At 71.1% G+C, this 22,075-nt stretch carries 21 protein-coding genes; 13 read left to right on the forward strand and 8 right to left on the reverse strand.

Annotated elements, in window-relative coordinates; genetic code table 11:
* The first annotated feature begins 28 nt into the window (after window positions 1-28).
* From ilvC to ACFV9D_RS03790, 3 genes are all read left to right on the forward strand, one after another.
* Window positions 29-1,030 (forward strand): ketol-acid reductoisomerase, encoded by a 1,002-nt coding sequence (gene ilvC, locus ACFV9D_RS03780; protein ID WP_385140332.1) that lies wholly within the window; start codon window positions 29-31, stop codon window positions 1,028-1,030.
* Window positions 1,031-1,268: 238 nt separating this feature from the next.
* On the forward strand, window positions 1,269-2,858 hold the full coding sequence (serA, locus tag ACFV9D_RS03785) for a phosphoglycerate dehydrogenase (RefSeq protein ID WP_385140335.1): 1,590 nt from the start codon (window positions 1,269-1,271) through the stop codon (window positions 2,856-2,858).
* A gap of 91 nt (window positions 2,859-2,949) precedes the next feature.
* Window positions 2,950-3,528: a TetR/AcrR family transcriptional regulator gene (locus tag ACFV9D_RS03790; protein ID WP_385140338.1), complete on the forward strand. Its 579-nt coding sequence runs from the start codon at window positions 2,950-2,952 to the stop codon at window positions 3,526-3,528.
* Window positions 3,529-3,635: 107 nt separating this feature from the next.
* On the opposite strand, the gene ACFV9D_RS03795 is transcribed toward ACFV9D_RS03790, so the two are convergent.
* Genes ACFV9D_RS03795 through ACFV9D_RS03805 form a run of 3 tightly spaced genes read right to left on the reverse strand, consistent with a single transcriptional unit; the run spans window position 3,636 to window position 7,271 of the window.
* Window positions 3,636-4,808 carry a DUF1266 domain-containing protein gene (locus ACFV9D_RS03795; protein ID WP_385140341.1) on the reverse strand — a complete coding sequence of 391 codons (1,173 nt, stop codon included), beginning with the start codon at window positions 4,806-4,808 and terminating at the stop codon, window positions 3,636-3,638.
* A complete protein-coding gene (locus tag ACFV9D_RS03800) occupies window positions 4,805-5,953 on the reverse strand; it encodes a DUF1266 domain-containing protein (protein ID WP_385140344.1) in 1,149 nt (382 codons plus the stop codon). Before ACFV9D_RS03800 ends, ACFV9D_RS03795 begins: the two co-directional genes overlap by 4 nt.
* 37 nt (window positions 5,954-5,990) lie before the next feature.
* Window positions 5,991-7,271: a PucR family transcriptional regulator gene (locus ACFV9D_RS03805; protein ID WP_385140346.1), complete on the reverse strand. Its 1,281-nt coding sequence runs from the start codon at window positions 7,269-7,271 to the stop codon at window positions 5,991-5,993.
* Window positions 7,272-7,454: 183 nt separating this feature from the next.
* Here ACFV9D_RS03805 and ACFV9D_RS03810 point away from each other — a divergent pair, with 183 nt between their 5' ends.
* The 3 genes from ACFV9D_RS03810 (at window position 7,455) to ACFV9D_RS03820 (ending at window position 10,456) form a co-directional block, all read left to right on the forward strand.
* The gene (locus tag ACFV9D_RS03810) at window positions 7,455-8,435 is read left to right on the forward strand and encodes a proline dehydrogenase family protein (RefSeq protein WP_385140349.1); all 981 of its coding nucleotides are present in this window, start codon (window positions 7,455-7,457) and stop codon (window positions 8,433-8,435) included.
* 30 nt (window positions 8,436-8,465) lie between these two features.
* Window positions 8,466-10,097, forward strand: coding sequence for an L-glutamate gamma-semialdehyde dehydrogenase (gene pruA / locus ACFV9D_RS03815; protein ID WP_385140352.1), 1,632 nt, complete (start codon window positions 8,466-8,468; stop codon window positions 10,095-10,097).
* A gap of 122 nt (window positions 10,098-10,219) precedes the next feature.
* Window positions 10,220-10,456 carry a hypothetical protein gene (locus ACFV9D_RS03820; protein WP_385140355.1) on the forward strand — a complete coding sequence of 79 codons (237 nt, stop codon included), beginning with the start codon at window positions 10,220-10,222 and terminating at the stop codon, window positions 10,454-10,456.
* Here the strand turns inward: ACFV9D_RS03820 and ACFV9D_RS03825 are convergent.
* Window positions 10,446-11,336, reverse strand: coding sequence for an alpha/beta fold hydrolase (locus ACFV9D_RS03825; RefSeq protein WP_385140464.1), 891 nt, complete (start codon window positions 11,334-11,336; stop codon window positions 10,446-10,448). The two genes, ACFV9D_RS03820 and ACFV9D_RS03825, sit on opposite strands and share 11 nt — an antisense overlap.
* Before the next feature lie 115 nt (window positions 11,337-11,451).
* On the opposite strand from ACFV9D_RS03825, the gene ACFV9D_RS03830 reads away from it, so the two are divergent.
* Window positions 11,452-11,988 (forward strand): GNAT family N-acetyltransferase, encoded by a 537-nt coding sequence (locus ACFV9D_RS03830; RefSeq protein ID WP_385140358.1) that lies wholly within the window; start codon window positions 11,452-11,454, stop codon window positions 11,986-11,988.
* Window positions 11,989-12,041: 53 nt separating this feature from the next.
* On the opposite strand, the gene ACFV9D_RS03835 is transcribed toward ACFV9D_RS03830, so the two are convergent.
* From ACFV9D_RS03835 to ACFV9D_RS03845, 3 genes are read right to left on the reverse strand one after another with little or no spacing between them, the layout of a single operon-like run.
* Window positions 12,042-12,785, reverse strand: a complete 744-nt coding sequence (locus ACFV9D_RS03835; protein WP_385140361.1) for a hypothetical protein — start codon at window positions 12,783-12,785, stop codon at window positions 12,042-12,044.
* On the reverse strand, window positions 12,782-13,120 hold the full coding sequence (locus ACFV9D_RS03840) for a PadR family transcriptional regulator (RefSeq protein WP_385140363.1): 339 nt from the start codon (window positions 13,118-13,120) through the stop codon (window positions 12,782-12,784). Before ACFV9D_RS03840 ends, ACFV9D_RS03835 begins: the two co-directional genes overlap by 4 nt.
* A 49-nt stretch (window positions 13,121-13,169) precedes the next feature.
* Window positions 13,170-14,207 (reverse strand): zinc-binding dehydrogenase, encoded by a 1,038-nt coding sequence (locus ACFV9D_RS03845; protein ID WP_385140366.1) that lies wholly within the window; start codon window positions 14,205-14,207, stop codon window positions 13,170-13,172.
* A 101-nt stretch (window positions 14,208-14,308) separates the two neighbouring features.
* On the opposite strand from ACFV9D_RS03845, the gene ACFV9D_RS03850 reads away from it, so the two are divergent.
* From ACFV9D_RS03850 to ACFV9D_RS03865, 4 genes are all read left to right on the forward strand, one after another.
* The gene (locus ACFV9D_RS03850) at window positions 14,309-15,184 is read left to right on the forward strand and encodes a LysR family transcriptional regulator (RefSeq protein ID WP_385140368.1); all 876 of its coding nucleotides are present in this window, start codon (window positions 14,309-14,311) and stop codon (window positions 15,182-15,184) included.
* Window positions 15,185-15,417: 233 nt separating this feature from the next.
* The gene (locus ACFV9D_RS03855; protein WP_385140371.1) at window positions 15,418-15,552 is read left to right on the forward strand and encodes a hypothetical protein; all 135 of its coding nucleotides are present in this window, start codon (window positions 15,418-15,420) and stop codon (window positions 15,550-15,552) included.
* Between the two features lie 136 nt (window positions 15,553-15,688).
* Window positions 15,689-16,729 (forward strand): 3-isopropylmalate dehydrogenase, encoded by a 1,041-nt coding sequence (locus ACFV9D_RS03860; protein WP_385140374.1) that lies wholly within the window; start codon window positions 15,689-15,691, stop codon window positions 16,727-16,729.
* A gap of 244 nt (window positions 16,730-16,973) precedes the next feature.
* The gene (locus tag ACFV9D_RS03865) at window positions 16,974-18,062 is read left to right on the forward strand and encodes a branched-chain amino acid aminotransferase (protein WP_385140376.1); all 1,089 of its coding nucleotides are present in this window, start codon (window positions 16,974-16,976) and stop codon (window positions 18,060-18,062) included.
* A gap of 60 nt (window positions 18,063-18,122) precedes the next feature.
* On the opposite strand, the gene ACFV9D_RS03870 is transcribed toward ACFV9D_RS03865, so the two are convergent.
* Window positions 18,123-19,547 (reverse strand): cytosine permease, encoded by a 1,425-nt coding sequence (locus ACFV9D_RS03870; protein ID WP_385140379.1) that lies wholly within the window; start codon window positions 19,545-19,547, stop codon window positions 18,123-18,125.
* A 137-nt stretch (window positions 19,548-19,684) separates the two neighbouring features.
* Here ACFV9D_RS03870 and ureA point away from each other — a divergent pair, with 137 nt between their 5' ends.
* Together ureA and ACFV9D_RS03880 are read left to right on the forward strand one after the other, a co-directional pair.
* Window positions 19,685-20,383, forward strand: a complete 699-nt coding sequence (gene ureA / locus ACFV9D_RS03875; protein WP_385140382.1) for an urease subunit gamma — start codon at window positions 19,685-19,687, stop codon at window positions 20,381-20,383.
* Complete coding sequence (locus tag ACFV9D_RS03880; protein ID WP_385140385.1) at window positions 20,383-22,065, forward strand: urease subunit alpha; 1,683 nt, start codon at window positions 20,383-20,385, stop codon at window positions 22,063-22,065. Before ureA ends, ACFV9D_RS03880 begins: the two co-directional genes overlap by 1 nt.
* Window positions 22,066-22,075 lie beyond the last annotated feature (10 nt).

Consider the following 22,075-nt stretch of genomic DNA (forward strand, 5'->3'; position numbering starts at 1 on the left):
CAACACCAGCACATCAAGGAGATTCCCAGTGGCCGAGCTGTTCTACGACGACGACGCCGACCTGTCCATCATCCAGGGCCGCAAGGTCGCGGTGATCGGTTACGGCAGCCAGGGCCACGCCCACGCGCTGTCGCTCCGTGACTCGGGTGTCGACGTCCGCGTCGGTCTGCACGAGGGCTCCAAGTCCAAGGCCAAGGCCGAGGAGCAGGGTCTGCGCGTGGTGACGCCCGCCGAGGCCGCCGCCGAGGCCGACGTCATCATGATCCTGATCCCGGACCCGATCCAGGCCCAGGTCTACGAGGCGTCCATCGCCCCGCACCTGAAGGACGGCAAGGCGCTGTTCTTCGCGCACGGCTTCAACGTCCGCTTCGGCTTCATCAAGCCCCCGGCCGGCGTCGACGTCGCGCTCGTCGCCCCGAAGGGCCCGGGCCACCTGGTCCGCCGCCAGTACGAGGAGGGTCGCGGCGTCCCCGCGATCGCCGCCGTTGAGCAGGACGCGACCGGCAACGCCTTCGCCCTGGCGCTCTCGTACGCCAAGGCCATCGGCGGCACCCGCGCCGGCGTCATCAAGACGACCTTCACCGAGGAGACCGAGACCGACCTGTTCGGTGAGCAGGCCGTCCTCTGCGGTGGCGCGTCCGCGCTGGTGAAGGCGGGCTTCGAGACCCTGGTCGAGGCCGGCTACCAGCCGGAGATCGCCTACTTCGAGTGCCTGCACGAGCTGAAGCTCATCGTCGACCTCATGTACGAGGGCGGCCTGGAGAAGATGCGCTGGTCCGTCTCCGAGACGGCCGAGTGGGGCGACTACGTCACCGGCCCGCGGATCATCACCGACGCCACCAAGGCCGAGATGAAGAAGGTCCTCACCGAGATCCAGGACGGCACCTTCGCCAAGAACTGGATGGACGAGTACCACGGCGGTCTGAAGAAGTACAACGAGTACAAGACCCAGGACGAGAAGCACCTCCTGGAGACCACCGGCAAGGAGCTGCGCAAGCTCATGAGCTGGGTGAACGACGAGGAGGCGTAAGCCTTCCGGGTGAGGGCCGGACACACTGTCCGGCCCTCACTCACACCGTTGGACAGGCCGTCCAACCACGGACGGGTGATCCTTCCAACGAGGCGCATGAACTGCGCCGACGCACCACTACACTGCTCAACAACATTCGCGTTCAGGCCCACAGCGTCGTGCGCTTTCACGCGGCAAGCCCCCTCCACCGCCTGCGGCCGTCGGGACGGCCGTCCGCACTGGATCTGTGAGGACTCACGTGAGCTCGAAACCCGTCGTACTCATCGCTGAAGAGCTGTCGCCCGCCACCGTCGACGCACTGGGCCCGGACTTCGAGATCCGGCACTGCAACGGCGCCGACCGCGCCGAGCTGCTCCCCGCCATCGCCGACGTGGACGCGATCCTGGTCCGCTCCGCGACCAAGGTCGACGCCGAGGCCATCGCAGCCGCCAACAAGCTCCGCGTCGTCGCCCGTGCGGGTGTCGGCCTGGACAACGTCGACGTCTCCGCCGCCACCAAGGCCGGCGTCATGGTCGTGAACGCCCCGACCTCCAACATCGTCACCGCCGCCGAGCTCGCGTGCGGTCTGCTCGTCGCCACCGCGCGCAACATCCCGCAGGCCAACACCGCGCTGAAGAACGGCGAGTGGAAGCGCTCGAAGTACACGGGCGTCGAGCTCAGCGAGAAGACCCTCGGCGTCGTCGGCCTCGGCCGCATCGGCGTCCTGGTCGCGCAGCGCATGTCCGCGTTCGGCATGAAGATCGTCGCGTACGACCCCTACGTGCAGCCGGCCCGCGCCGCCCAGATGGGGGTGAAGCTGCTGGCCCTGGACGAGCTCCTGGAGGTCGCCGACTTCATCACCGTCCACCTGCCGAAGACCCCGGAGACCATCGGTCTCATCGGCGACGAGGCGCTGCACAAGGTCAAGCCGAGCGTCCGGATCGTCAACGCCGCGCGCGGCGGGATCGTGGACGAGGCCGCCCTGTTCTCCGCCCTCAAGGAGGGCCGGGTCGCCGGCGCCGGCCTCGACGTGTACGCGAAGGAGCCCTGCACGGACTCCCCGCTCTTCGAGCTCGACCAGGTCGTCTGCACCCCGCACCTCGGCGCGTCCACGGACGAGGCCCAGGAGAAGGCCGGTATCGCGGTCGCCCGCTCGGTGCGCCTCGCGCTCGCCGGCGAGCTCGTGCCGGACGCGGTCAACGTCCAGGGCGGCGTCATCGCCGAGGACGTCAAGCCGGGCCTGCCGCTCGCCGAGAAGCTCGGCCGGATCTTCACCGCGCTGGCCGGCGAGGTCGCGGCGCGTCTCGACGTCGAGGTGTACGGCGAGATCACCCAGCACGACGTGAAGGTGCTCGAACTCTCCGCGCTCAAGGGCGTGTTCGAGGACGTGGTCGACGAGACCGTGTCGTACGTCAACGCCCCGCTGTTCGCGCAGGAGCGCGGTGTCGAGGTCCGTCTGACGACCTCCAGCGAGTCCCCCGACTTCCGCAACGTGGTCACCGTGCGCGGCACGCTCGCCAGCGGCGAGGAGGTCGCGGTCTCCGGCACGCTGGCCGGCCCCAAGCACCTCCAGAAGATCGTCGCGGTCGGCGACTTCGACATGGACGTCGCGCTCGCCGACCACATGGTGGTGCTGCGCTACGAGGACCGCCCGGGTGTCGTCGGCACGGTGGGCCGGATCCTCGGCGAGGCCGGCCTGAACATCGCGGGTATGCAGGTGGCGCGCGCGGAGGAGGGCGGCGAGGCGCTCGTCCTGCTCACCGTGGACGACACGGTTCCGGCGGCGGTGCTCACGGAGATCGCGGCCGAGATCGGCGCGACGTCGGCCCGTTCGGTGAACCTGGTCTGATCCCGGGCGCTCCCGAGCTCCCAAGCACCCGTACCCGGCTCGCTAGACGATCGTCTTACACGATTGTCTAGCGGCCGGGTACAGTGCTGTCATGGGACACAAGGAAGACCTGCTCGAAGGCGCCAAGCGCTGCCTCCTGGAGAAGGGCTACGCCCGTACGACGGCCCGCGACATCGTCGCCGCCTCGGGCACCAACCTGGCCTCCATCGGCTACCACTACGGCTCCAAGGAGACCCTGCTCCAGCAGGCGTTCCTGGCGCTCACGGAGGAGTGGGGCAACCAGGTCGGCCCGGCGGGCAGCGGCGAGGACAGGAAGACGCTCCCGGCCGACCCGTACGCGCGCTTCCACACGGTCTGGGAACAGGTGATCGCGGCCGCGGACGCCAGCCGCCCGGTCTGGAAGCTCCAGACGGAGGTCGTCACCCGCCTCGACGACGACGAGAAGCTCCGCGAGGCCATCAAGGAACCGCAGCGCGAGGGCCGGTTGGGCATGGCCGAGGTGTTCCTGGGCCTCGACCCGGAGGCGGATCCGGAGAAGGCCCGGGTGGCGGGGCTGCTCTGCCAGGCGCTCGCGACGGGCGTGATGATCCAGTGGATGGTGGACCCGGAGACGGCCCCGACGGCGGACGACCTGACGGCCGGGCTCAAGGTGCTGATGGGGGAGCAATAGCACCGGATTCGCGCGGAGTTGTCGTGCCTGGACCGGAGCCCGCGTCGGTCCTCAATGCCACGTCCTCAGCGTCAGGTCCTCAATGCCGGGTCCTCGGCGCAAGGTCCTCAACGCCACGGGATGTTCCGCCAGGGGCTGCCCTCGTGCTCCGTCAGGACGCGGTGGGCGGCCACGTTCTGCTCGTGGAACGGGCCGTACTCCTCCCCGTCGAAGCGCAGCACCCGCCCCAGCGCGTACCCGGTCGAGTACTCCTGCCAGGACCCGTAGGCCGACCGGGCCAGTGCCCCCGCGTGGACGATCGCCTGTTCGGCCTCCGGGGGCGCGCAGAACCGGGCCGAGAGGCCCCAGCGGGCCAGGTTCACCGCCCGGCCGTAGTCGTACGCGACCGTCTTCCGCACCCGTCCGTCCGGCGGCAGCAGCCCGTCGGCCCGGAACCGGGCCTCGTACCTGAGGATGCGGCGCACCAGCTCCTCGATGTGCCGCACCGTCACCGGGCTCGCGCCCAGGTCCTGGGCGTGCCCTGCGGCCGTCTCGCGCCACTCGTCGGGCGAAGGGACCGCGCCACGGGCGACCCGCAGCTCCTCGCGGATCCTGAGGGCGAAGTCCGGCTCCGGCGGGCTGTTGCGCCCGTCGAGCAGCGCGTCCAGCTCCTTGCGCCAGCCGTCGCGGTCGGTGACGCCCCACGAGTCGCGGAGCGTGTCGAGCTCGTCGGTGTACCCCATGTAGACCGAGCCGACGTCGTTCCACGGGACGCCGTTGCCGAACGCCAGATGGGCGCCGCAGGCGAGACCGAAGGCGAGCGGCCCGTGCAGGGGGCCGTGCCGTAGGGCGACGAAACGGTCGCCCGAACCCCGCTCCTTCTCGGCGTACGCCCGCAGCCACCCCGCGCGGTGCTCGGGCGTGGTGGGCAGCAGCAGCTGACCGGGGGTGCCGCCGTTGACCGCGAGGAGCAGTCGGGGGTCGCGCCAGGTGAACTCGGCGACCCATCGGAGCGTGACCAGGTGGAACACCCACTCCGGATGCCAGGGCGGCAGCATCCCGCGCGTGAGGACCGGCCGGACGAGGAGGCCCTTCCCCGCCTGCTGGGGTGGCCAGTAGACATTGTCCGGGCGGGCGTCCACGTCGGACTTGGGGGCGCCGATGAAGAGCTCGGCCCCGGCGAGGACACGGATCTGTCCCGCGACGTCGCCGCGCAGCCCTGCCTCGTACAGCAGCTGCTCGGTCTCGGACGGCGGGATCCACGGGGCGCCCTGGGGAGCGGGCGGGCGGCGGGGGCTCATGACCACGGGATGTTCCGGTAGGGGCTCGACGGGTCCTGCGTGAGCGTGCGGTGGATGGTCAGGGATTCCTGGTACATCGGTTCGGGGTCACCCTCGTCGAAGTGGATCAGCCGGGCCAGCAGGTAGCCGAGCGAGAACTCGGCCCAGGAGCTGTACGCCCGCCGGGCGGGTTCGAGGATCTGGAGCAGGGACTGCTCCGCCTCCTGGGGATCGCAGTAGCGGGCGCCGAGCGCCAGCCGTACGACGTTCACGGCGCGGCCGTGGTCGAAGGCGGCGAGGGTGTCGACCCGCCCGTCCGGCGGGAGGAGGCCGTCGACGCGGAACCGCCCCTCGTAGTGGGTGATCCGGCGCACGAACTCCAGGGCCTCGGCCAGCTCCTCGCCGGAGGCGTCGTTCCGCTCGAACGTGACGGTGACCATCGACGTCCACTGCACTTCGGTGGGCGTGTGGCGCAACCGCGCGGTGAGACGGCGCCGCATCTCCAGGACGGACTCCGGGACCCGGCCGACGAGTCGGGTGGCGATCAGGGTCCGCACCTTGTCCCGGAAGTCCGCGCGGTGGTGGACGGCCCAGGGACGGCGCAGCCGGGAGACGTCGGTGGCGTAGTCCTCGTACTGGGCGCCGAGCCGGTTCCACACCAGGCCGTTGAGCACGGCGAGGTGCGCGCCGAGCGCCAGGGCGTGCGCGACCGGGCCGTGCAGCTGCTCGCCGGCGTGGGTGAGCAGGCGCAGCCGTGCGGGACCGCCGCCGCGCGCGCCCGCCTCCTGCCAGGCCCGCCGGTCGCCGGCCCGGGCCGGCAGGGCGGCCGCGAACGGGGTGTCCGGGTTGACCGAGAGCCACCACCTGTCGTGCGGCCAGGCGGCGGCGAGCTTGTCGAGGGTGGTCTGCTTGAACACCCAGTCCGGGTGCCACGGCGGCAGCATGCCCTCGGTCAGCACCGGTACGACAGTGCGCCGGGCGGACTTGTCACGACGGCTGGGGAGGGGCGGGGCGTAGCCGGGCGCGTCGGCGTGCAGCCGCGGGAGGAGCACGTAGAGGCGGGTCCGCCCGAGGGCGTCCAGGACGGCCGCCCGGTCCCCGCTTGCCCCTGCTTCGTACAGCAGCTGCTCGGTGTACGTCGGCGCCGCCCAACTCCCCGTGGTCATGGGGAGATCTTATAAACCGGGCCGAGGGGTCCTGCGCTCAGAGCCGGGCCGCCTTGAGCGCCATGTGCAGCAACAGCCGGTCCTCGCCCGCGTCCAGGTCGAGGCCCGTCAGCTGTTCCACGCGCGAGAGGCGGTAGTAGAGGGTCTGGCGGTGGATGCCGAGGGCGGTCGCCGTGCGGCCCGCCTGACCCGCGTTGTCGAGGAACACCTCGGCGGTGCGGGCCAGTTCGCGGTGCGTGGGGGTGAGCAGGGCGCGGACCGCCGGGTCGGGCTCGGTCCGGGGGAGGGCGGTGAGCAGGCGGTACGGGCCGATCGCCGCCCACTCGGCGAGCGGGCCCCGGTGCGGCTGGGCGGACGCCGTGCGGGCCGCCGCAGTGGCCTCGCGCCAGGAGACGTCCAGGTCCGCGAGCCCCCGGCGGGGTGTGGCGATGCCGGCGACGACGGCCGGGCCCGCCGTCGTGCCCGCGCCCGCGGACGCCTCGGTGGGCGTACCCGAACCGGCTGTGCCCGAACCGGCCGTGGTGCGCAGCCGGCCGGCCGCGGTGGCGGCCGGGGAGAGGTTGTCGGACGAGCGCAGCCGTACGAGGAGGGCGAGCGCCCTCGTCGCGCCCTCGGCCCGCGGGGCGCCCGGCGCGGAGTCGCCGCCGCCCGCCGAACCGGTGGCCGAGGCGGCGCCCGGCACGGACGGGAGGATCCACGGCAGCGTGCACAGGGCGGCCGCCCCCGGGACCGTACGTGCGGACGGCGCGTCCTCGTCGGGCCACGGGGCGAGGCACACCACCGCGTGCAGGCCCTCCGCGTCCGCGCCGAGGGCCGTCCGCAGCGCGGTGAGCGCCATGTCGTACTGCCAGCCGCGCTCGGCCGTCAGGGCCGCCCGCAGCTCCCGGGAGAGGTCCGTGCCCGCCCGTTCCTCGTCCGCGAGGAGGCCGCCGATCCGGGCCGCGACCTCCATGGCCGCCGTCAGCTGCTCGTGCGTCGGGCCCGGCTCGGCGTCGAGCAGCCAGACGTATCCGAGGACGACGCCTCGATGGCGTACGGGCAGACAGATCCGGTCCCGGAACACCCCCGCGTCCGGGGCGGCCGGGATGCGGACCGGGCCCGTCGCCCGGGTGATGCCGAAGCCCTCGAACCAGGCGCGGACCGCCGGCGTCGACTTCCTTGTCAGGATCGAGCGGGTGCGGACCGGGTCCATCGACGCGTCGTCGTCGCTGTCGTGGGCCCCGAAGGCGATCAACCCGAAATCGCGGTTCTCGAGGGTCGCCGGCGCTCCGAGCAGAGCGGAGATCTCGTCCACCAGGTCTTGGTAATCGCCCTTCACGGCGCCATTCTCGCACCCCCCTCATACATATGTCTGAGATGCCGCCCACGGATGCGTGACAGGTGTCGATGGCAGAGGATCGGAGCGATCCTTAGGTTTCACGGTGGTTCTCCGTGCTGTTCCCGGTTCCTTACGAAAGATCGGGTAGGCACCCTTCGTCACCCTGCCCTTCTGGAGGTCCCCGTGCTGGGTCCCGTGATCCTCGCCGCGTCCCGCAGCGACAAGATGCGCCGTTTCGTGTCGGCCGCCCCCGGGACCAAGCAGGTCGTGGACCGGTTCATCGCCGGCGAGACGGTCGAGCACGTCATCCCGATCGTCGAGGACATCACCGGCCGCGGCCTGGAGGTCACCCTCGACGTCGTCGGTGAGGACATCACCACCGTCGAGCAGTCGTACGCCGCGCGTGACGCGTACCTGGAGCTCGTCGGCCGCCTCAAGGAGCTGGGCCTCGGCGAGCGCGCCGAGATGTCCGTGAAGCTGTCGATGTTCGGACAGTCCCTCCCGTCGCCCACCACCGCCCTCAACGGAGGGCCCTCCGGGCCCGCAGCCTCATTCCCGGGCGGCCACGAGCTCGCCCTCGCCAACGTCCGTCCGGTCGTCGCGGCCGCCGCCGAGATCGGCACCACGGTCACCCTGGACGCCGAGGACCACACCACCCTCGACTCGATGTTCGCCATCCACGAGGAGCTGCGGAAGGACTTCCCGCAGACCGGCTGCGTCATCCAGGCGTACCTCTTCCGCACCGAGGAGGACGCCCGCCGCCTCGCCGCCAACGGCTCCCGCGTGCGGATCGTGAAGGGCGCCTACAAGGAGCCCGCGTCCGTCGCCATCCAGGACAAGCCCGAGATCGACAAGGCCTACGTCCGGATCATGAAGATCCTGATGGAGGGCGAGGGCTACCCGATGATCGGGTCCCACGACCCGCGCCTCATCTCCGTCGGCCAGGAGCTCGCCCGCCGCGCGGGGCGCAAGCTGGACGAGTACGAGTTCCAGATGCTGTACGGCATCCGCAGCGAGGAGCAGAACCGTCTCGCCGCCGAGGGGCACCGGATGCGTGTGTACACCGCGTACGGCACCGACTGGTACGGCTACTTCATGCGCCGCCTCGCGGAGAAGCCGGCCAACCTCCTCTTCTTCGTCCGCTCCATCCTCACCAAGGGCTGAGCCCACCCCTCAAAAGGAGTTACGAGACTCATGGACGCTGTAACCCAGGTCCCCGCTCCGGTCAACGAGCCGGTGCACAGCTACGCCCCCGGTTCCCCCGAGCGCGCCCGTCTCGAGGCCAAGCTCAAGGAGCTGGCCGAGAACCCGCGCGACCTCCCGATGACGATCAACGGCGTCAAGCGCATGGGCGGCGGCGAGCGCGTCGACGTCGTGCAGCCGCACAACCACAAGGCCGTCATCGGCACCTTCGCCGGCGCCACGCAGCAGGACGCCCAGGACGCCATCGACGCCGCACTGGCCGCCGCCCCGGCCTGGCGCGCGATGAGCTTCGACGACCGCGCCGCGATCATCCTGCGCGCCGCCGAGCTGCTGGCCGGCCCCTGGCGCGAGACGCTGGCCGCCTCCACGATGCTGGGCCAGTCCAAGACGGCGCAGCAGGCCGAGATCGACACCCCCTGCGAGCTCGTCGACTTCTGGCGCTTCAACGTGGCCTACGCCCGCCAGATCCTGGCCGAGCAGCCGCCGGCGAACTCCCCGGGCGTGTGGAACCGACTGGACCACCGCCCGCTCGAGGGCTTCGTCTACGCGATCACGCCGTTCAACTTCACGGCCATCGCGGGCAACCTGCCCACCGCCCCCGCCCTCATGGGCAACGTGGTGATCTGGAAGCCGTCCCCGACCCAGACCCACTCCGCCGTGCTCCTCATGGAGCTCCTGGAGGAGGCCGGTCTGCCCAAGGGCGTCATCAACCTGGTGACGGGCGACGGCATCGCCGTCTCCGAGGTGGCCCTCAACCACCCCGACCTGGCCGGTATCCACTTCACCGGTTCGACCAAGACCTTCCAGCACCTGTGGAAGACGGTCGGCACCAACATCGAGTCGTACCGCTCCTACCCGCGGATCGTCGGCGAGACCGGCGGCAAGGACTTCGTCGTCGCGCACCCCAGCGCCGACCGCGCCGTCCTGAAGACCGCGCTGACCCGCGGCTCCTTCGAGTTCCAGGGCCAGAAGTGCTCCGCCTCCTCGCGTGCGTACGTCCCGGCCTCCATCTGGAACTCGGGCTTCAAGGAGGAGTTCGCGGCCGAGGTCGACGGCATCAAGATGGGTGACGTCACCGACCTGTCGAACTTCATCGGCGCCGTGATCGACGAGCGCTCGTTCGCCAAGAACAAGGCCGCGATCGACCGCGCGAAGGCCGACGAGACCTGCACGATCGTGGCGGGCGGCACGTACGACGACTCGGAGGGCTACTTCGTCCGTCCGACCGTCATCGAGTGCTCCGACCCGGCGAACGAGGTCTTCACGACCGAGTACTTCGGCCCGATCCTCGCGATCCACGTCTACGAGGACGACACGTACGACGAGATGCTGACCCAGATGGAGTCGGTCTCGGACTACGCGCTGACCGGCTCGGTCATCTCGGGCGACCGCGCCGCCGCCGCGTACACGATGGAGAAGCTCCGCTTCGCCGCGGGCAACTTCTACATCAACGACAAGTCGACCGGCGCAGTCGTCGGCCAGCAGCCCTTCGGCGGCGGCCGCGCGTCCGGCACGAACGACAAGGCCGGCGCGCCGCAGAACCTGATGCGCTGGACGCTGACCCGCGCCATCAAGGAGACGCTGGTCCCGCCGACCGAGTACGGCTACCCCCACATGGGCTGACGCCCCCGCCTCTCCGAGGCCCCCTGACACCGCCCCCCTCCTAGGTCCCCCAACCGAGGACGGGGGCGGTTCTCATGCGGTGGGCTTACGCTGCTGGGAGGGGGCTCGGTGAGGAGTACGACATGCCTGGTTCGACGACTCTCGGCCCCGGGCACGGGGTCGACGCGATCGAGCACCTCGACGCGCTGCGGATGATGTCCCTGATGAAGGAGCTGCACCGGCTGCTGACCGAGCCGGGACCTGACCGGCTCACGGACGCGCAGGCCGCGGCCCTGCGCGCGGGCGAGGGCCACCATCGAGAGGGCTTCACCGACTGGGTGGAGCGAATGGCCCGCGACCTGGAGAAGGCTACGGCCTGACGGGGACGCGCCGCGCGAGGAAGTCGCCGATCAGCTCGGCGATCCGGGGCGCGTGGGTCTCCAGGGCGAAGTGGCCCGTCGGCAGGAGGTGGATCTCCGCGTCGGGGAGGTCGCGGCCGAAGGCTTTGGCGCCCGCCGGGACGAAGACCTCGTCGCCCTCGCCCCAGACGGCGAGCAGGGGGACCCGCGTCGCGCGGAAGTACTCCTGGAAGGCGGGGTAGAGCGCGAAGTTGGAGCCGTAGTCGCCGATCAGGTCCAGCTGGATGTCGTCCTGGCCCTCCCGGGCCATCAGGGCGGCGTCGTGGTGCCAGGCGTCCGGGCTGAGGAGGTCGCGGAACTCGGCCGGGACGCCCGTCTCGTACTGCCACCTGATGCCGTCGAGGGAGCGGATCGCGCGGACGGGCTCCTCGGTCTCGGGGGTGCGGTCGGCGATCAGCGCGAGGACCGGGGCCCAGGCGTCGGCGCCGAGACCCTCCTCGTACGCGTTGCCGTTCTGGGTGACGATCGCCGTGACGCGCTCGGGGTGGGCGAGGGCCAGGCGGAGGCCGATGGGGGCACCGTAGTCCTGGATGTACAGCGCGAAGCGGTCGAGGCCCAGGGCTTCGGTGAACTCGAAGGTGAGCGCGGCAAGTTCGGCGAAGGTGTAGTCGAACTCCTCGGCCGAGGGAGCCGCGCTGCGGCCGAAGCCGAGATGGTCGGGGGCGATCAGTCGGAACCTGTCGGCGAGGAGCGGGATCAGGTCGCGGAACATGTGCGAGCTGGTGGGGAAGCCGTGCAGCAGGAGCAGGACGGGGGCGTCCGCGGGGCCGGCCTCGCGGTAGAAGATCTCGTGGCCGCGGACGGTGACGGTGCGGTGGTGGACCGGCTGCACTGGAGACATCATATCTAACCCCTCAACGCGCTCTGACTGGTTGATGGCGAGAGTGAATCAGTGTCGTCACTAACCTGTCAATAATCGTTTGATGGTTAGCTGCGGTCAGCGGGAGACTTGAGGGGTGAACGTGACTACCGCCGCCACCCATGAACTCGGGCCCGAACGCCTCCGCTCGATCAAGGACATGCTCGACACCGCCTTCGACGGCGACTTCTCGGACGAGGACTGGGACCACGGCCTCGGCGGCATCCACGCCTGGATCGAGGACGAGCACGGCATCGCCGCCCACGGCAGCGTGATCATGCGACGCGTGCTGCACAACGGCCGTTCGCACCGCGTCGGTTACGTCGAAGCCGTCGGCGTCCGCCAGGACCGGCGGCGGCAGGGGCTCGGCGGGCTCGTGACGGCCGAGCTGGAGCGGGTGATCGACGGGGCGTACGCGTTCGGGGCGCTCTCCGCCTCCGAGGACGGGGCGACGCTCTATCGGGCGCGCGGCTGGGAGCTCTGGAAGGGGCGGATCGAGGCGCTGAGCCCCGACGGGATCGTGCACCTGCCCGAGGAGGAGGACTCGACCTACCTCCGGGCGGCGGCCGCCCGCCCGCTGCCGGACCCCGCCGCCGCGCTCGTCTTCGACTGGCGCGACGGCGACGTGCTCTGACCGCGCGAGGGGCTCAGCCCTGGCGGTCCGGGCTCAGCCCTGGCGGTCCGGGCTCAGCCCTGGCAGCCCTTGGCCGCGTCCCGCTTCAGGCCGATCAGTCCGCCCGTCAGACCGAACAGCGCGACGAAGGCCACCGTGTAGGACGGCATGTCGAAGACGTCGACGAGGGCCACCCCGACCGCGCCGATGACCAGCAGTAGCCAGACCGCCATCAGCACCTTGCCCTTGCGGCTGAGGAAGAGCCACCGGCCCGGCCGCTCGGGCAGCGCGTCCAGCTCCGCTGCCGGCCCTTCGCTCGCCGCCTTCGGGCGCTTGAAGTAGGCGAAGACCGTCCACTCCCCGCACATCTCCCAGCCCTCCGGTGTCAGCCGGTCGAGCACCTCGGCGCGCCGCTTCCCGCTGATCAGCTCGCGGCGGTACTCCCAGCGCAGGGCGGCGCCGGGCACCCGGCGGCACTTGAACCGGCCGAGCGTGTCGAGTCCTTCGACCTCCCAGCCCTGATCGCCGTGGAGGGCGAGCAGCCGCCGGTCGTTGTAGATGTCGGCGGTCCACAGCCAGGTCTCCGCCCGGTCGGCGGGCTCCGCCGCCACCGGCGCGGTGCGCCCCAGCTGCGCGGCGAAGTCCGCGGCCGGGCCGAACTCCTCCTCCGGCGACGATCCCGTCTCGGCCAGGTGTCCGCGCAGTTCGGCGACGGTGGCGGTGATCTGCTCCGCCGGTACGCCGGCGCCGCGCAGCGCGGTGGCGAGTTCGTCGAAGTACGTGGTCGGCGCGGTGCGCTCGGTGTGCTCGGTGCTCATCGTGGTCCCCCGGTGTTCAGCATGGTCTGCACGGCGGTGTGGAAGGTCAGCCACGCCCCGCTCTCGGTGGCGAGGTGGCTCCGGCCCTGCTCGGTGAGCTGGTAGTAGCGGCGCCCAGGACCGCGCTCGGCGGCCCGGAACTCGGCCTCCACCAGACCGGCTTCCTCCAGCCGGTTCAGTACGGGATAGAGGGTCCCGCCCTTGATCTCCCCGAGCCCCGCCTCGGCGAGCGCCTTGGAGATCTCGTACCCGTAGCTCTCGCCCTCCGTGAGGCAGGAGAGGACGAGGAGGTCGAGGACGCCCTTGAGCCAACTTGATCTGCGGTCTGCGGCCATGACTGTATTTCAGCACTAGCTAGATAGGAATGCAACCTATCTGGCGCAGCTAGCTGGATCGGGCCACCAGCATCTTCCCGGTGTTCTCCCCGCGCAGCATCCCGAGGAAGGCGTCCACGATGTGCTCGAAGCCGTCGACGACCGTCACGTCCAGCGGCAGCCGCCCGCTCTGCAGATGCGGCACGGCGAACTCGTACAACTCCGCCTGCGCGTCCGCGTGGTTGCGGACCAGGAACCCCTCCAGCCGGATGCTCTTCTCCACCAGGTCGAAGAGGTTGCGCGGGGCGGGCGGGGGAGCGGCGAGCGAGTGGTACTGCGCGACCGCGCCGACCCAGGCGATCCGGCCGAACTCGCGCAGCGCGGCGATCGACGCCTCCAGATGGTCCCCGCCCACGCCGTCGAGCACGGCGTCAAGGCCGTCCGGCGCCGCCTTCGCGAGCAGGTCGGAGACCGGACCGTCGTGGTAGTCGAAGGCCGCGTCGAAACCGAGCTGTTCGGTGAGGTACGCGACCTTCCGCGCCGAGCCCGCGCTGCCGACGAGCCGCCCGACGCCGAGCAGCCGGGCGAAGCGGCCGGCCGCCGTGCCGACCCCGCCGGCCGCGGCCGAGACGAACAGGTCCTCGCCCGGCTGGAGTCGCGCGATCCGGGTCAGGCCGACGTACGCCGACAGGCCCGTACCGCCGAGCACGCTCAGGTGCGCGGCGAGCGGAACGCCCTCGAAGTCCGGGACGGGACGCACGTCGTCCTGCCGGACGACGGAGTGCGTACGCCAGCCCTTGCGGTGCTGGACCAGATCGCCGGGGGAGAGCTCGGGGGTGCGGGAGTCCACCACCCGGCCCAGGGTGCGGCCCTCCATGGGGGAGTTCAGGGTCCACAGGAAGTCCCCGTCCATCGCCTCGCGGTGGTACGGGTCCACGGACCAGAGGAGGTTCTCGACGAGCGCGGTGCCGGGCGCGGGGTCCGGGACCGGGGCTTCGACGAAGGCGAAGTGGGCGGGGGTGGGGAAGCCGTCGGGGCGAGCCGTCTGCTGGACGGTGATCATCGTGTCGTGGGTCGTCGTGTCGTGGGTCGTCGTGTCGTGCGTCATGGGGGAGACCCTAGGAAGGAATCCGCGGGGCGGGCAGTAGGTTGCTTCGATGGGTCCCACCGATCCATCGAAGTCGCTCATAGTCCGAGGTGAGAGCTGCCATGACCGACCTTGCGCCGCACGAACTGCGCATCCTCCTCGCCGTCGGGAGCGAGCGCGGCTTCTCGGCGGCGGCCGTGGCGCTCGGCATGACGCAGTCCGCCGTCTCCCACTCCGTGCGGACCAGTGAGCGCAAGCTCGGCGCGGTCCTCTTCGACCGGGGGCGCACCGGAGCCACCCCGACCGCCGCGGGGGAGCGGGCCCTCGGACATGCACGGCGGGTGCTGCGGCTCCTTGAGGTGATGCGCGCGGAGGTGCGGGGCGCCGAGACGGACGTGGTCGGCGGGCCGCTGCGGATCGCCGCCTTCCGCAGCGCCGCCCTGCATCTGCTGCCGCGCGCCCTGGAGCGGCTGACCGCCCGTCATCCGGAGATCGCCCCGGAGGTGCGGATCGTACGGGAGGTGGGGCGCGGGACCGCCGGCGAGGTCCTGGACGGGCGGGCCGACCTCGGCATCGCGACGATCGGCACTACCTCGCCCGTACCGCCGCAGCTCGTCGGCGGCGTGCTGGTCGAGGAGGGGTACGCGCTGGTGCACCCGGCCGGGCACGCGGCGCCGCGCTCGCTGCCGCTCGTGGACTGGACGGAGAACTGCACCTCGTACACGAGGGAGTGGTGGGCGGAGCAGGACTGGCTGCCGGCGGCGACCGTCGAGGCCGAGGACGACGGAGCGGTGCTCTCGATGGTGAGCAGTGGGTTCGGCATGGCCGTGATGCCGGAACTCTCCCTGGTCGGAGCACCGCCCTCGGTGCAGATCACCGATCTCGGTCCGGATCGTCCGACCCGGTCCGTCGGCTATGTCACCACCCCTGAGCTGGCCGGATCCCTCGCCGTACGGGCCCTGATCCGCGAGCTGCGGGCCGTCCGGCAGTCGCGGTGAGGCGATCACCGTCTCAGATAGTAGGAAGTCCGAGTAATTGTGGAGACAGATGCGGTCGCCTGTCCTAGCGTTGTAGGAGCCGAACGTCTCGCTCCATCAGCGAATGGCGGTCGAGAGCGCGATGCCCCTGTGCAGGCAACCCCTGCGGCGGCGCTCCCCGCCCCTTCCGGCGCCTTCGATCACCACTGATCTCCGATCTCGGATCACCACTGATCTCAAGGAGTCGATCTCCCATGGCCGCTGAGACCGTCCGCCGTGTCCGCCACTCCGCCGCCCGCAACGGCAGCGACGACGCCCGCAAGAACGCCGCCGCCGCCCTCCAGCGCGCCCTCGACCGCCGTGACAACGGCGGAGCGACCGGGCACTGACGGGGCCGTCCGCCCGACCTCGACGTGGTCGATGCGCTCGCCCGCTCTCGGTGAGCGCATCCGTCTTCAGTACGGCGATGCGTCCATATTGCGGACAATGAGTGTCAGCGGCTGGGACGAGGAGTAGGGTGCCGACATGTCTCACAGCATCAATCTCGCAGTCATTCCCGGCGACGGTATCGGCCGGGAGGTCGTGGCCCAGGGCCTCAAAGTCCTCGCCGCCGCGCTCCCGCAGGATGTGAAGCTGGAGACGAAGGAGTACGACTTCGGCGCCAAGCGCTACCACGCGACCGGTGAGACCCTCACCGACGCGGACGCCGAGGCGCTCAAGCAGCACGACGCGATCCTGCTCGGTGCGATCGGCGATCCGTCGGTTCCGTCGGGTGTGCTGGAGCGCGGCTTCCTGCTGAAGCTCCGCTTCCTCTTCGACCACCACGTCAACCTGCGTCCGTCGAAGCTGCTCCCCGGCGTGTCGACCCCGCTCAAGGGCCAGCCCGAGATCGACTTCATCGTGGTCCGTGAGGGCACCGAGGGTCCGTACACCGGCAACGGCGGCTCGATCCGTACCGGCACCCCGTACGAGGTCGCCACCGAGGTCTCCGTCAACACGGCGTTCGGTGTCGAGCGCGTCGTCCGCGACGCCTTCGCCCGCGCCCAGGCCCGCCCGCGCAAGAAGCTGACGCTGGTCCACAAGAACAACGTCCTGGCGTACGCGGGTCACCTCTGGACCAACATCTTCAACAAGGTGGCCGAGGAGTTCCCGGAGGTCACCACCGACTACCTGCACGTGGACGCGGCGACGATCTTCCTCGTCACGCAGCCCGAGCGGTTCGACGTGATCGTCACCGACAACCTCTTCGGCGACATCATCACCGACCTCGCCGCGGCCGTCTCCGGCGGCATCGGCGTCGCCGCCTCCGGCAACATCAACCCGAGCGGCGAGTTCCCGTCCATGTTCGAGCCCGTCCACGGCTCCGCGCCGGACATCGCGGGCCAGGGCAAGGCCGACCCGACGGCCACCGTGCTCTCCGTCGCGCTCCTGCTGCGCCACCTCGGCCACGAGACCGAGGCCGCGCGCATCGAGGCCGCCGTCGCCGCCGACCTGACCGAGCGCGGCGACTCCGTCCGCACGACGGACGAGATCGGCGACGCGCTCGCGGTACGCGTAGCGAGCTGACCCGTCGACTGAACGCCACACAGCCGCCGGGTCGCTCCCCCAGCACCCGGCGGCTGTACCTATGCGGTCGCAGGGTGCCACCATCAAACCCTGGACCGCACCACACCGTTTTCGTGCACCGGTCCCCACGGGCGATAATCGAACGTGGGGCCGCGGCATGCGGTAAAGCTCGGACGTCCTAGCAGAGCACTGATAGCGGCGTGAGCGCGGTCCGTCACACACAACCGGTGAAGGACTAGCACTCATGACGACGCCCACGATCGAGCTCAAGCCCTCCTCCAGCCCGCTGTCCGACGCGGAGCGCGAGGCGATCCTGGTCAACCCGGGATTCGGCCGCCACTTCACCGACCACATGGTGACCATCCGGTGGACCGAGGGCCGCGGCTGGCACGACGGCCAGCTCGTGCCGTACGGCCCGCTCTCCCTCGACCCGGCCACGAACGTCCTGCACTACGCGCAGGAGATCTTCGAGGGCCTCAAGGCCTACCGTCGTCCCGACGGCTCCGTCGCCACCTTCCGCCCCGACGCCAACGCCCGGCGCTTCCAGGCCTCCGCGCACCGGCTGGCCATGCCGGAGCTGCCCGTCGAGACGTTCATCGAGGCGTGCGACGTCCTCGTCCAGCAGGACAAGGCGTGGGTCCCGGCGCACGGCGGCGAGGAGTCCCTCTACCTGCGCCCGTTCATGATCGCGACCGAGGTCGGACTGGGGGTGCGGCCGGCGAACGAGTACCTCTTCGTCGTCATCGCCTCCCCCGCCGGACCGTACTTCCCCGGTGGCGTGAAGCCCGTCTCCATCTGGCTCTCCGAGGACCGCGTCCGCGCCGTCCCCGGCGGCATGGGCGACGCCAAGACCGGCGGCAACTACGCGGCCTCCCTGCTCGCGCAGGCCGAGGCGGCGGAGCGGGGCTGCGACCAGGTCGCCTACCTCGACGCCGTGGAGCACAAGTGGGTCGAGGAGCTCGGCGGGATGAACCTGTACTTCGTGTACGGCGACAAGATCGTCACCCCGACGCTGACGGGCTCCCTGCTTGCCGGCATCACCCGTGACTCGCTCCTCCAGCTCGCGAAGGACCTGGGCTACACGTCGGAGGAGGGCCGCGTCTCCATCGACCAGTGGCAGGCCGACACCGAGAACGGCACCCTCACCGAGGTCTTCGCCTGCGGTACGGCTGCGGTCATCACGCCGGTCGGCACGGTGAAGGCGGCCCGCGGCGAGTGGCAGCACTCGGGCGGACAGCCGGGCGAGGTCACGATGAAGCTCCGCGAGGCGCTCCTCGCCATCCAGACCGGCAAGGCCGAGGACATCCACGGCTGGACGCACCAGCTGGGCTAGTCGACGACAGGGCCCCCGGGGCGTGGCCGCGCGCCACGCCCCGGGGGCCTTCCCATGCGCTCAGGCCGCGACGACGTCCTGTTCCGGTTCCTGTTCCCGTGCGCCGGTCGCCGTGGCCGGCGTCAGTACGGCGTACAGCGCGCCGCCCACGAGCCCCGACAGCACGAAGCTGCAGTCGATCCCGCCGGTCAGGGCGAGCAGCGGTCCCTCGTAGAGCGGGGTCGACACCGACGCGAGGCCCACGCCCGCACCCAGCGCCCAGCACACCGTCGCCCGCGGGTGCCATCCCGCCGCGAACCAGTACGCCCCGCCCCGCGCCCTGCGGTTGTAGACCTGCAGCGCCTCCGGGTCGTACGTGCCTTTGCAGCGCGCGTGCCCGATCAGGGTGATCACCGCCCAGGGCGTGCCGATCGCCGTCAGGAGCAGCACGAACGACGTCATCGCGGACTGCGCGTCCGAGGCGAAGTGGCCGAGGAAGACGAAGGCCGTCGCCACCGCCGCCACCACCAGCGTCGCCCGCGCCCGGGTCGCGCGAGGCAGGATCGCGTCCAGGTCGAGGCCCATCGAATACAGCATCAGACCCGCGTTGCCGACCGAGCCGGCGGTCGCCGCGAGCAGCAGCGGCACCACGTACCAGACGGGGGAGGCCGCGACGAGCGGGCCCGCGTAGTCCAGCGCGCCGCGCGCCGCCAACGCCGTGTACGTACCGAAGAGCTGAGGGATCAGCAGCCCGGCCGCGAGGCCGATACAGGTGGTCCACAGGACCTTCTTCGGGCTGTGCCGCCGCGGGGACATGTAGCGGGTGTAGTCGCCGAGCAGGGTGATGAAGGCGACCGGGCCGCTGAGTCCGGCCGCGACCGCCGACAGCACCCACGTCGGCCAGAACGAGCCCAGCAGATACGGGGTTTCGGGCACCGGAGCCGCGGTGAAGTCGCCCGCGTACGCGACCAGGCCCAGCGCGAGCAGCAGCGTCATGACGACGGCGAGCCCCTTGCTGAGCCGGAGCAGCAGGCCGTAGCCGTACACCGCGAAGACGACCGTGCAGGCGGCGAGCACCGCGTAGACCGCCGCGTGCGTGGCGTCACCGGTCGGGAGTCCGGTCAGCCGGGCGAGCGTGCCGACCACCACGTCCCCGCCGATCCAGAGGGTGAGGGCGGTGTAGCCGAGGGAGAGCAGCAGCCCGACGACCGAGCCGACGAGCCGGCCGCGGACGCCGAAGAAGGCGCCGCTGGAGGTGGAGAGGTTCGTCGCGGTGCGCAGCGAGACGAGCGCGAGCGGGGCGGTCACGGCGACGCCGACGAGCGTGCCGGTGACGACGGAGGTCACCGACGCCCACAGCCCGAGGCCGAAGGAGACCGGCAGCCAGCCGAAGACGATCACTCCGAGGCAGAGGTTCGAGCCCAGGAGGATCGCCAAGAGGTCGCGCGGACCGCTGGTGCGTTCCGCTTCGGGGATGGTGTCGACTCCGCGCTGTTCGATCGGCATGGGGGCTCCCTGCGGGGCAAGCGGGCGGACAAGATTTAGAGTGGCGCTCAATGTGACCCACTACTGCCGCGTACGTCAATGCTTGGATACCGGGCAATGAACGTTTAGAGTGTCGCTCAAACAGGAGGTGTGTGGACGTGCGACTGACCCCCACGGAACGAGACCGGCTGCTGATCTTCGGCGCCGCCGAGCTCGCCCGGGCCCGCCGGGCGCGGGGCCTGCGGCTCAATGTGCCGGAGGCGACCGCCCTCATCGCGGACACCGTCTGCGAGGCCGCCCGCGACGGCAGGCGGCTCGCCGAGGCGATCGACGCCGCCCGGTCCGTGCTCGGCCCGGACGACGTGCTGCCGGGCGTGGCCGATGTCGTCACCGAAGTGCATGTCGAGGCCGTTTTCGACGACGGCTCGCGACTCGCGGTCGTCTCCGACCCGATCGGCGGCGCTTCCCTCGGCGAAGGCGCTCCCGGCGCCCTGCTGCCGGGCCCCACCGAGGCCGAGCAGCCGCCCGCGCTGACCCTGAGCGTCCGCAACACCGCGGCCGTCCCCGTCAGCGTGACCTCGCACTTCCACTTCTTCGAGGCGAACCCGCGCCTCGACTTCGACCGGGCCGCCGCCTACGGCATGCGGCTGGCGATCCCCGCCGGAGCGTCGTTCCGCTTCGATCCGGGCGGCGAGGCCGAGGTCGGCCTCGTCCCGATCGGCGGCGCGCGCGTCGCCATCGGCTTCGCGGGCCTGGTCGACGGCCCCCTTGACGCGCCCGGCGCGAAGGAAGAGGCCCTGCGACGCGCCGCGGCCTGCGGCTACCTGGGAGTGCAGCCCATGAAGGAGGGCGAGTGATGGACCCGTACGAGTACGCATCGGTGCACGGCCCCCGTGCGGGCGACCGGGTCGTCCTGGGCGACTCCGGGCTCGTCGTCCGGGTCGAGTCGGACTCCCAGAAGCCCGGAGACGAGTTCCTCGCGGGCTTCGGCAAGACCGCCCGTGACGGTCTTCACCTCAAGGCCGCCGCCGTCCGGGAGACCTGTGACGTCGTGATCAGCAACGTCCTCGTGATCGACGCCGTTCAGGGCATCCGCAAGGTGTCGATCGGTATTCGCGAGGGCCGGATCCACGCCATCGGGCGCGCCGGGAACCCCGACACCCTCGACGGTGTCGACGTGGTCGTCGGCACCGGTACGTCGATCGTCTCCGGCGAGGGGCTCATCGCCACCGCCGGCGCCGTGGACACCCACGTCCACCTGCTGTCCCCGCGCATCATGGAGGCCTCCCTCGCCTCTGGTGTCACCACCATCATCGGACAGGAGTTCGGTCCTGTCTGGGGGGTTGGCGTCAACTCGCCATGGGCGCTCAAGCACGCCTTCAACGCCTTCGACGCCTGGCCGGTCAACATCGGCTTCCTCGCCCGCGGCTCCTCCTCGGATCCGGCGCCGCTGGTCGAGGCCCTCGCCGAGGGCGGCGCCTCCGGCTTCAAGGTCCACGAGGACATGGGCGCCCACACCCGCGCCCTGGACACCGCCCTGCGCGTCGCCGAGGAGCACGACGTCCAGGTCGCCCTGCACAGCGACGGCCTGAACGAATGCCTCTCCGTCGAGGACACGCTCAAGGTCCTCGATGGCCGGACGATCCACGCCTTCCACATCGAGGGCTGTGGCGGTGGGCACGTACCGAACGTCCTGAAGATGGCGGGCGTGCCGAACGTCATCGGCTCCTCCACCAATCCCACGCTGCCGTTCGGCCGCGACGCGGTCGCCGAGCACTACGGGATGATCGTCTCCGTCCACGACCTGAAGACCGACCTGCCCGGCGACGCCGCGATGGCGCGCGACCGGATCCGGGCCGGGACGATGGGGGCGGAGGACGTCCTGCACGACCTCGGCGCGATCGGGATCACCTCCTCCGACGCGCAGGGGATGGGAAGGGCCGGCGAGACCGTACGCCGGACCTTCGCCATGGCCGGGAAGATGAAGGCCGAGCTGGGGCCCCTGGAGGGCGACGGCGCGCACGACGACAACGCGCGCGTGCTGCGCTACATGGCCAAGCTCACCATCAACCCGGCGATCGCCCACGGCCTCGCGCACGAGATCGGCTCGATCGAGGTCGGCAAGATGGCCGACATCGTGCTGTGGCGGCCGGAGTTCTTCGGCGCCAAGCCCCAGATGGTGCTGAAGTCCGGCTTCCCCGCGTGGGGGGTCGTGGGCGATCCGAACGCGGCCACCGACACCTGCGAACCGCTCGTCCTCGGACCGCTGTTCGGAGCCCACGGGGCGACCCCGGCCGACATCTCGGTCGCCTTCGTCGCCCAGGCCGCCGTCGACCTCGGCGCCGACTCGTTGCCGACCCGGCGCCGCCGGGTGGCCGTCCGCGGCACCCGCGGCATCGGCCCCGGCGACCTGCTCCTGAACTCCCGCATCGGCCAGGTGGGGGTGGACGGCCGGACCGGACTGGTGTCGCTGGACGGCGCACCGATCCGCTCCGAACCCGCCGACTCCATCTCCCTGAACCGTCTCTACTTCCTCTGAGGACTTCTCC

This window comes from Streptomyces sp. NPDC059875 (assembly GCF_042731085.1).
Taxonomy (GTDB): Bacteria; Actinomycetota; Actinomycetes; order Streptomycetales; family Streptomycetaceae; genus Streptomyces.

Bases quoted from the DNA above. Each gene is read 5' to 3' on its own strand.
- ACFV9D_RS03845 (WP_385140366.1), bottom strand. From the start codon at position 14,207: ATGACGCACGACACGACGACCCACGACACGACGACCCACGACACGATG.
- ACFV9D_RS03835 (WP_385140361.1), bottom strand. From the start codon at position 12,785: ATGAGCACCGAGCACACCGAGCGCACCGCGCCGACCACGTACTTCGAC.
- ACFV9D_RS03865 (WP_385140376.1), top strand. From the start codon at position 16,974: ATGACGACGCCCACGATCGAGCTCAAGCCCTCCTCCAGCCCGCTGTCC.
- ACFV9D_RS03855 (WP_385140371.1), top strand. From the start codon at position 15,418: ATGGCCGCTGAGACCGTCCGCCGTGTCCGCCACTCCGCCGCCCGCAAC.
- ACFV9D_RS03800 (WP_385140344.1), bottom strand. From the start codon at position 5,953: ATGACCACGGGGAGTTGGGCGGCGCCGACGTACACCGAGCAGCTGCTG.
- ACFV9D_RS03795 (WP_385140341.1), bottom strand. From the start codon at position 4,808: ATGAGCCCCCGCCGCCCGCCCGCTCCCCAGGGCGCCCCGTGGATCCCG.
- ACFV9D_RS03820 (WP_385140355.1), top strand. From the start codon at position 10,220: ATGCCTGGTTCGACGACTCTCGGCCCCGGGCACGGGGTCGACGCGATC.
- ACFV9D_RS03860 (WP_385140374.1), top strand. From the start codon at position 15,689: ATGTCTCACAGCATCAATCTCGCAGTCATTCCCGGCGACGGTATCGGC.
- ACFV9D_RS03880 (WP_385140385.1), top strand. From the start codon at position 20,383: ATGGACCCGTACGAGTACGCATCGGTGCACGGCCCCCGTGCGGGCGAC.
- ACFV9D_RS03825 (WP_385140464.1), bottom strand. From the start codon at position 11,336: ATGTCTCCAGTGCAGCCGGTCCACCACCGCACCGTCACCGTCCGCGGC.
- ACFV9D_RS03870 (WP_385140379.1), bottom strand. From the start codon at position 19,547: ATGCCGATCGAACAGCGCGGAGTCGACACCATCCCCGAAGCGGAACGC.
- pruA (WP_385140352.1), top strand. From the start codon at position 8,466: ATGGACGCTGTAACCCAGGTCCCCGCTCCGGTCAACGAGCCGGTGCAC.
- ACFV9D_RS03790 (WP_385140338.1), top strand. From the start codon at position 2,950: ATGGGACACAAGGAAGACCTGCTCGAAGGCGCCAAGCGCTGCCTCCTG.
- ACFV9D_RS03850 (WP_385140368.1), top strand. From the start codon at position 14,309: ATGACCGACCTTGCGCCGCACGAACTGCGCATCCTCCTCGCCGTCGGG.
- ACFV9D_RS03840 (WP_385140363.1), bottom strand. From the start codon at position 13,120: ATGGCCGCAGACCGCAGATCAAGTTGGCTCAAGGGCGTCCTCGACCTC.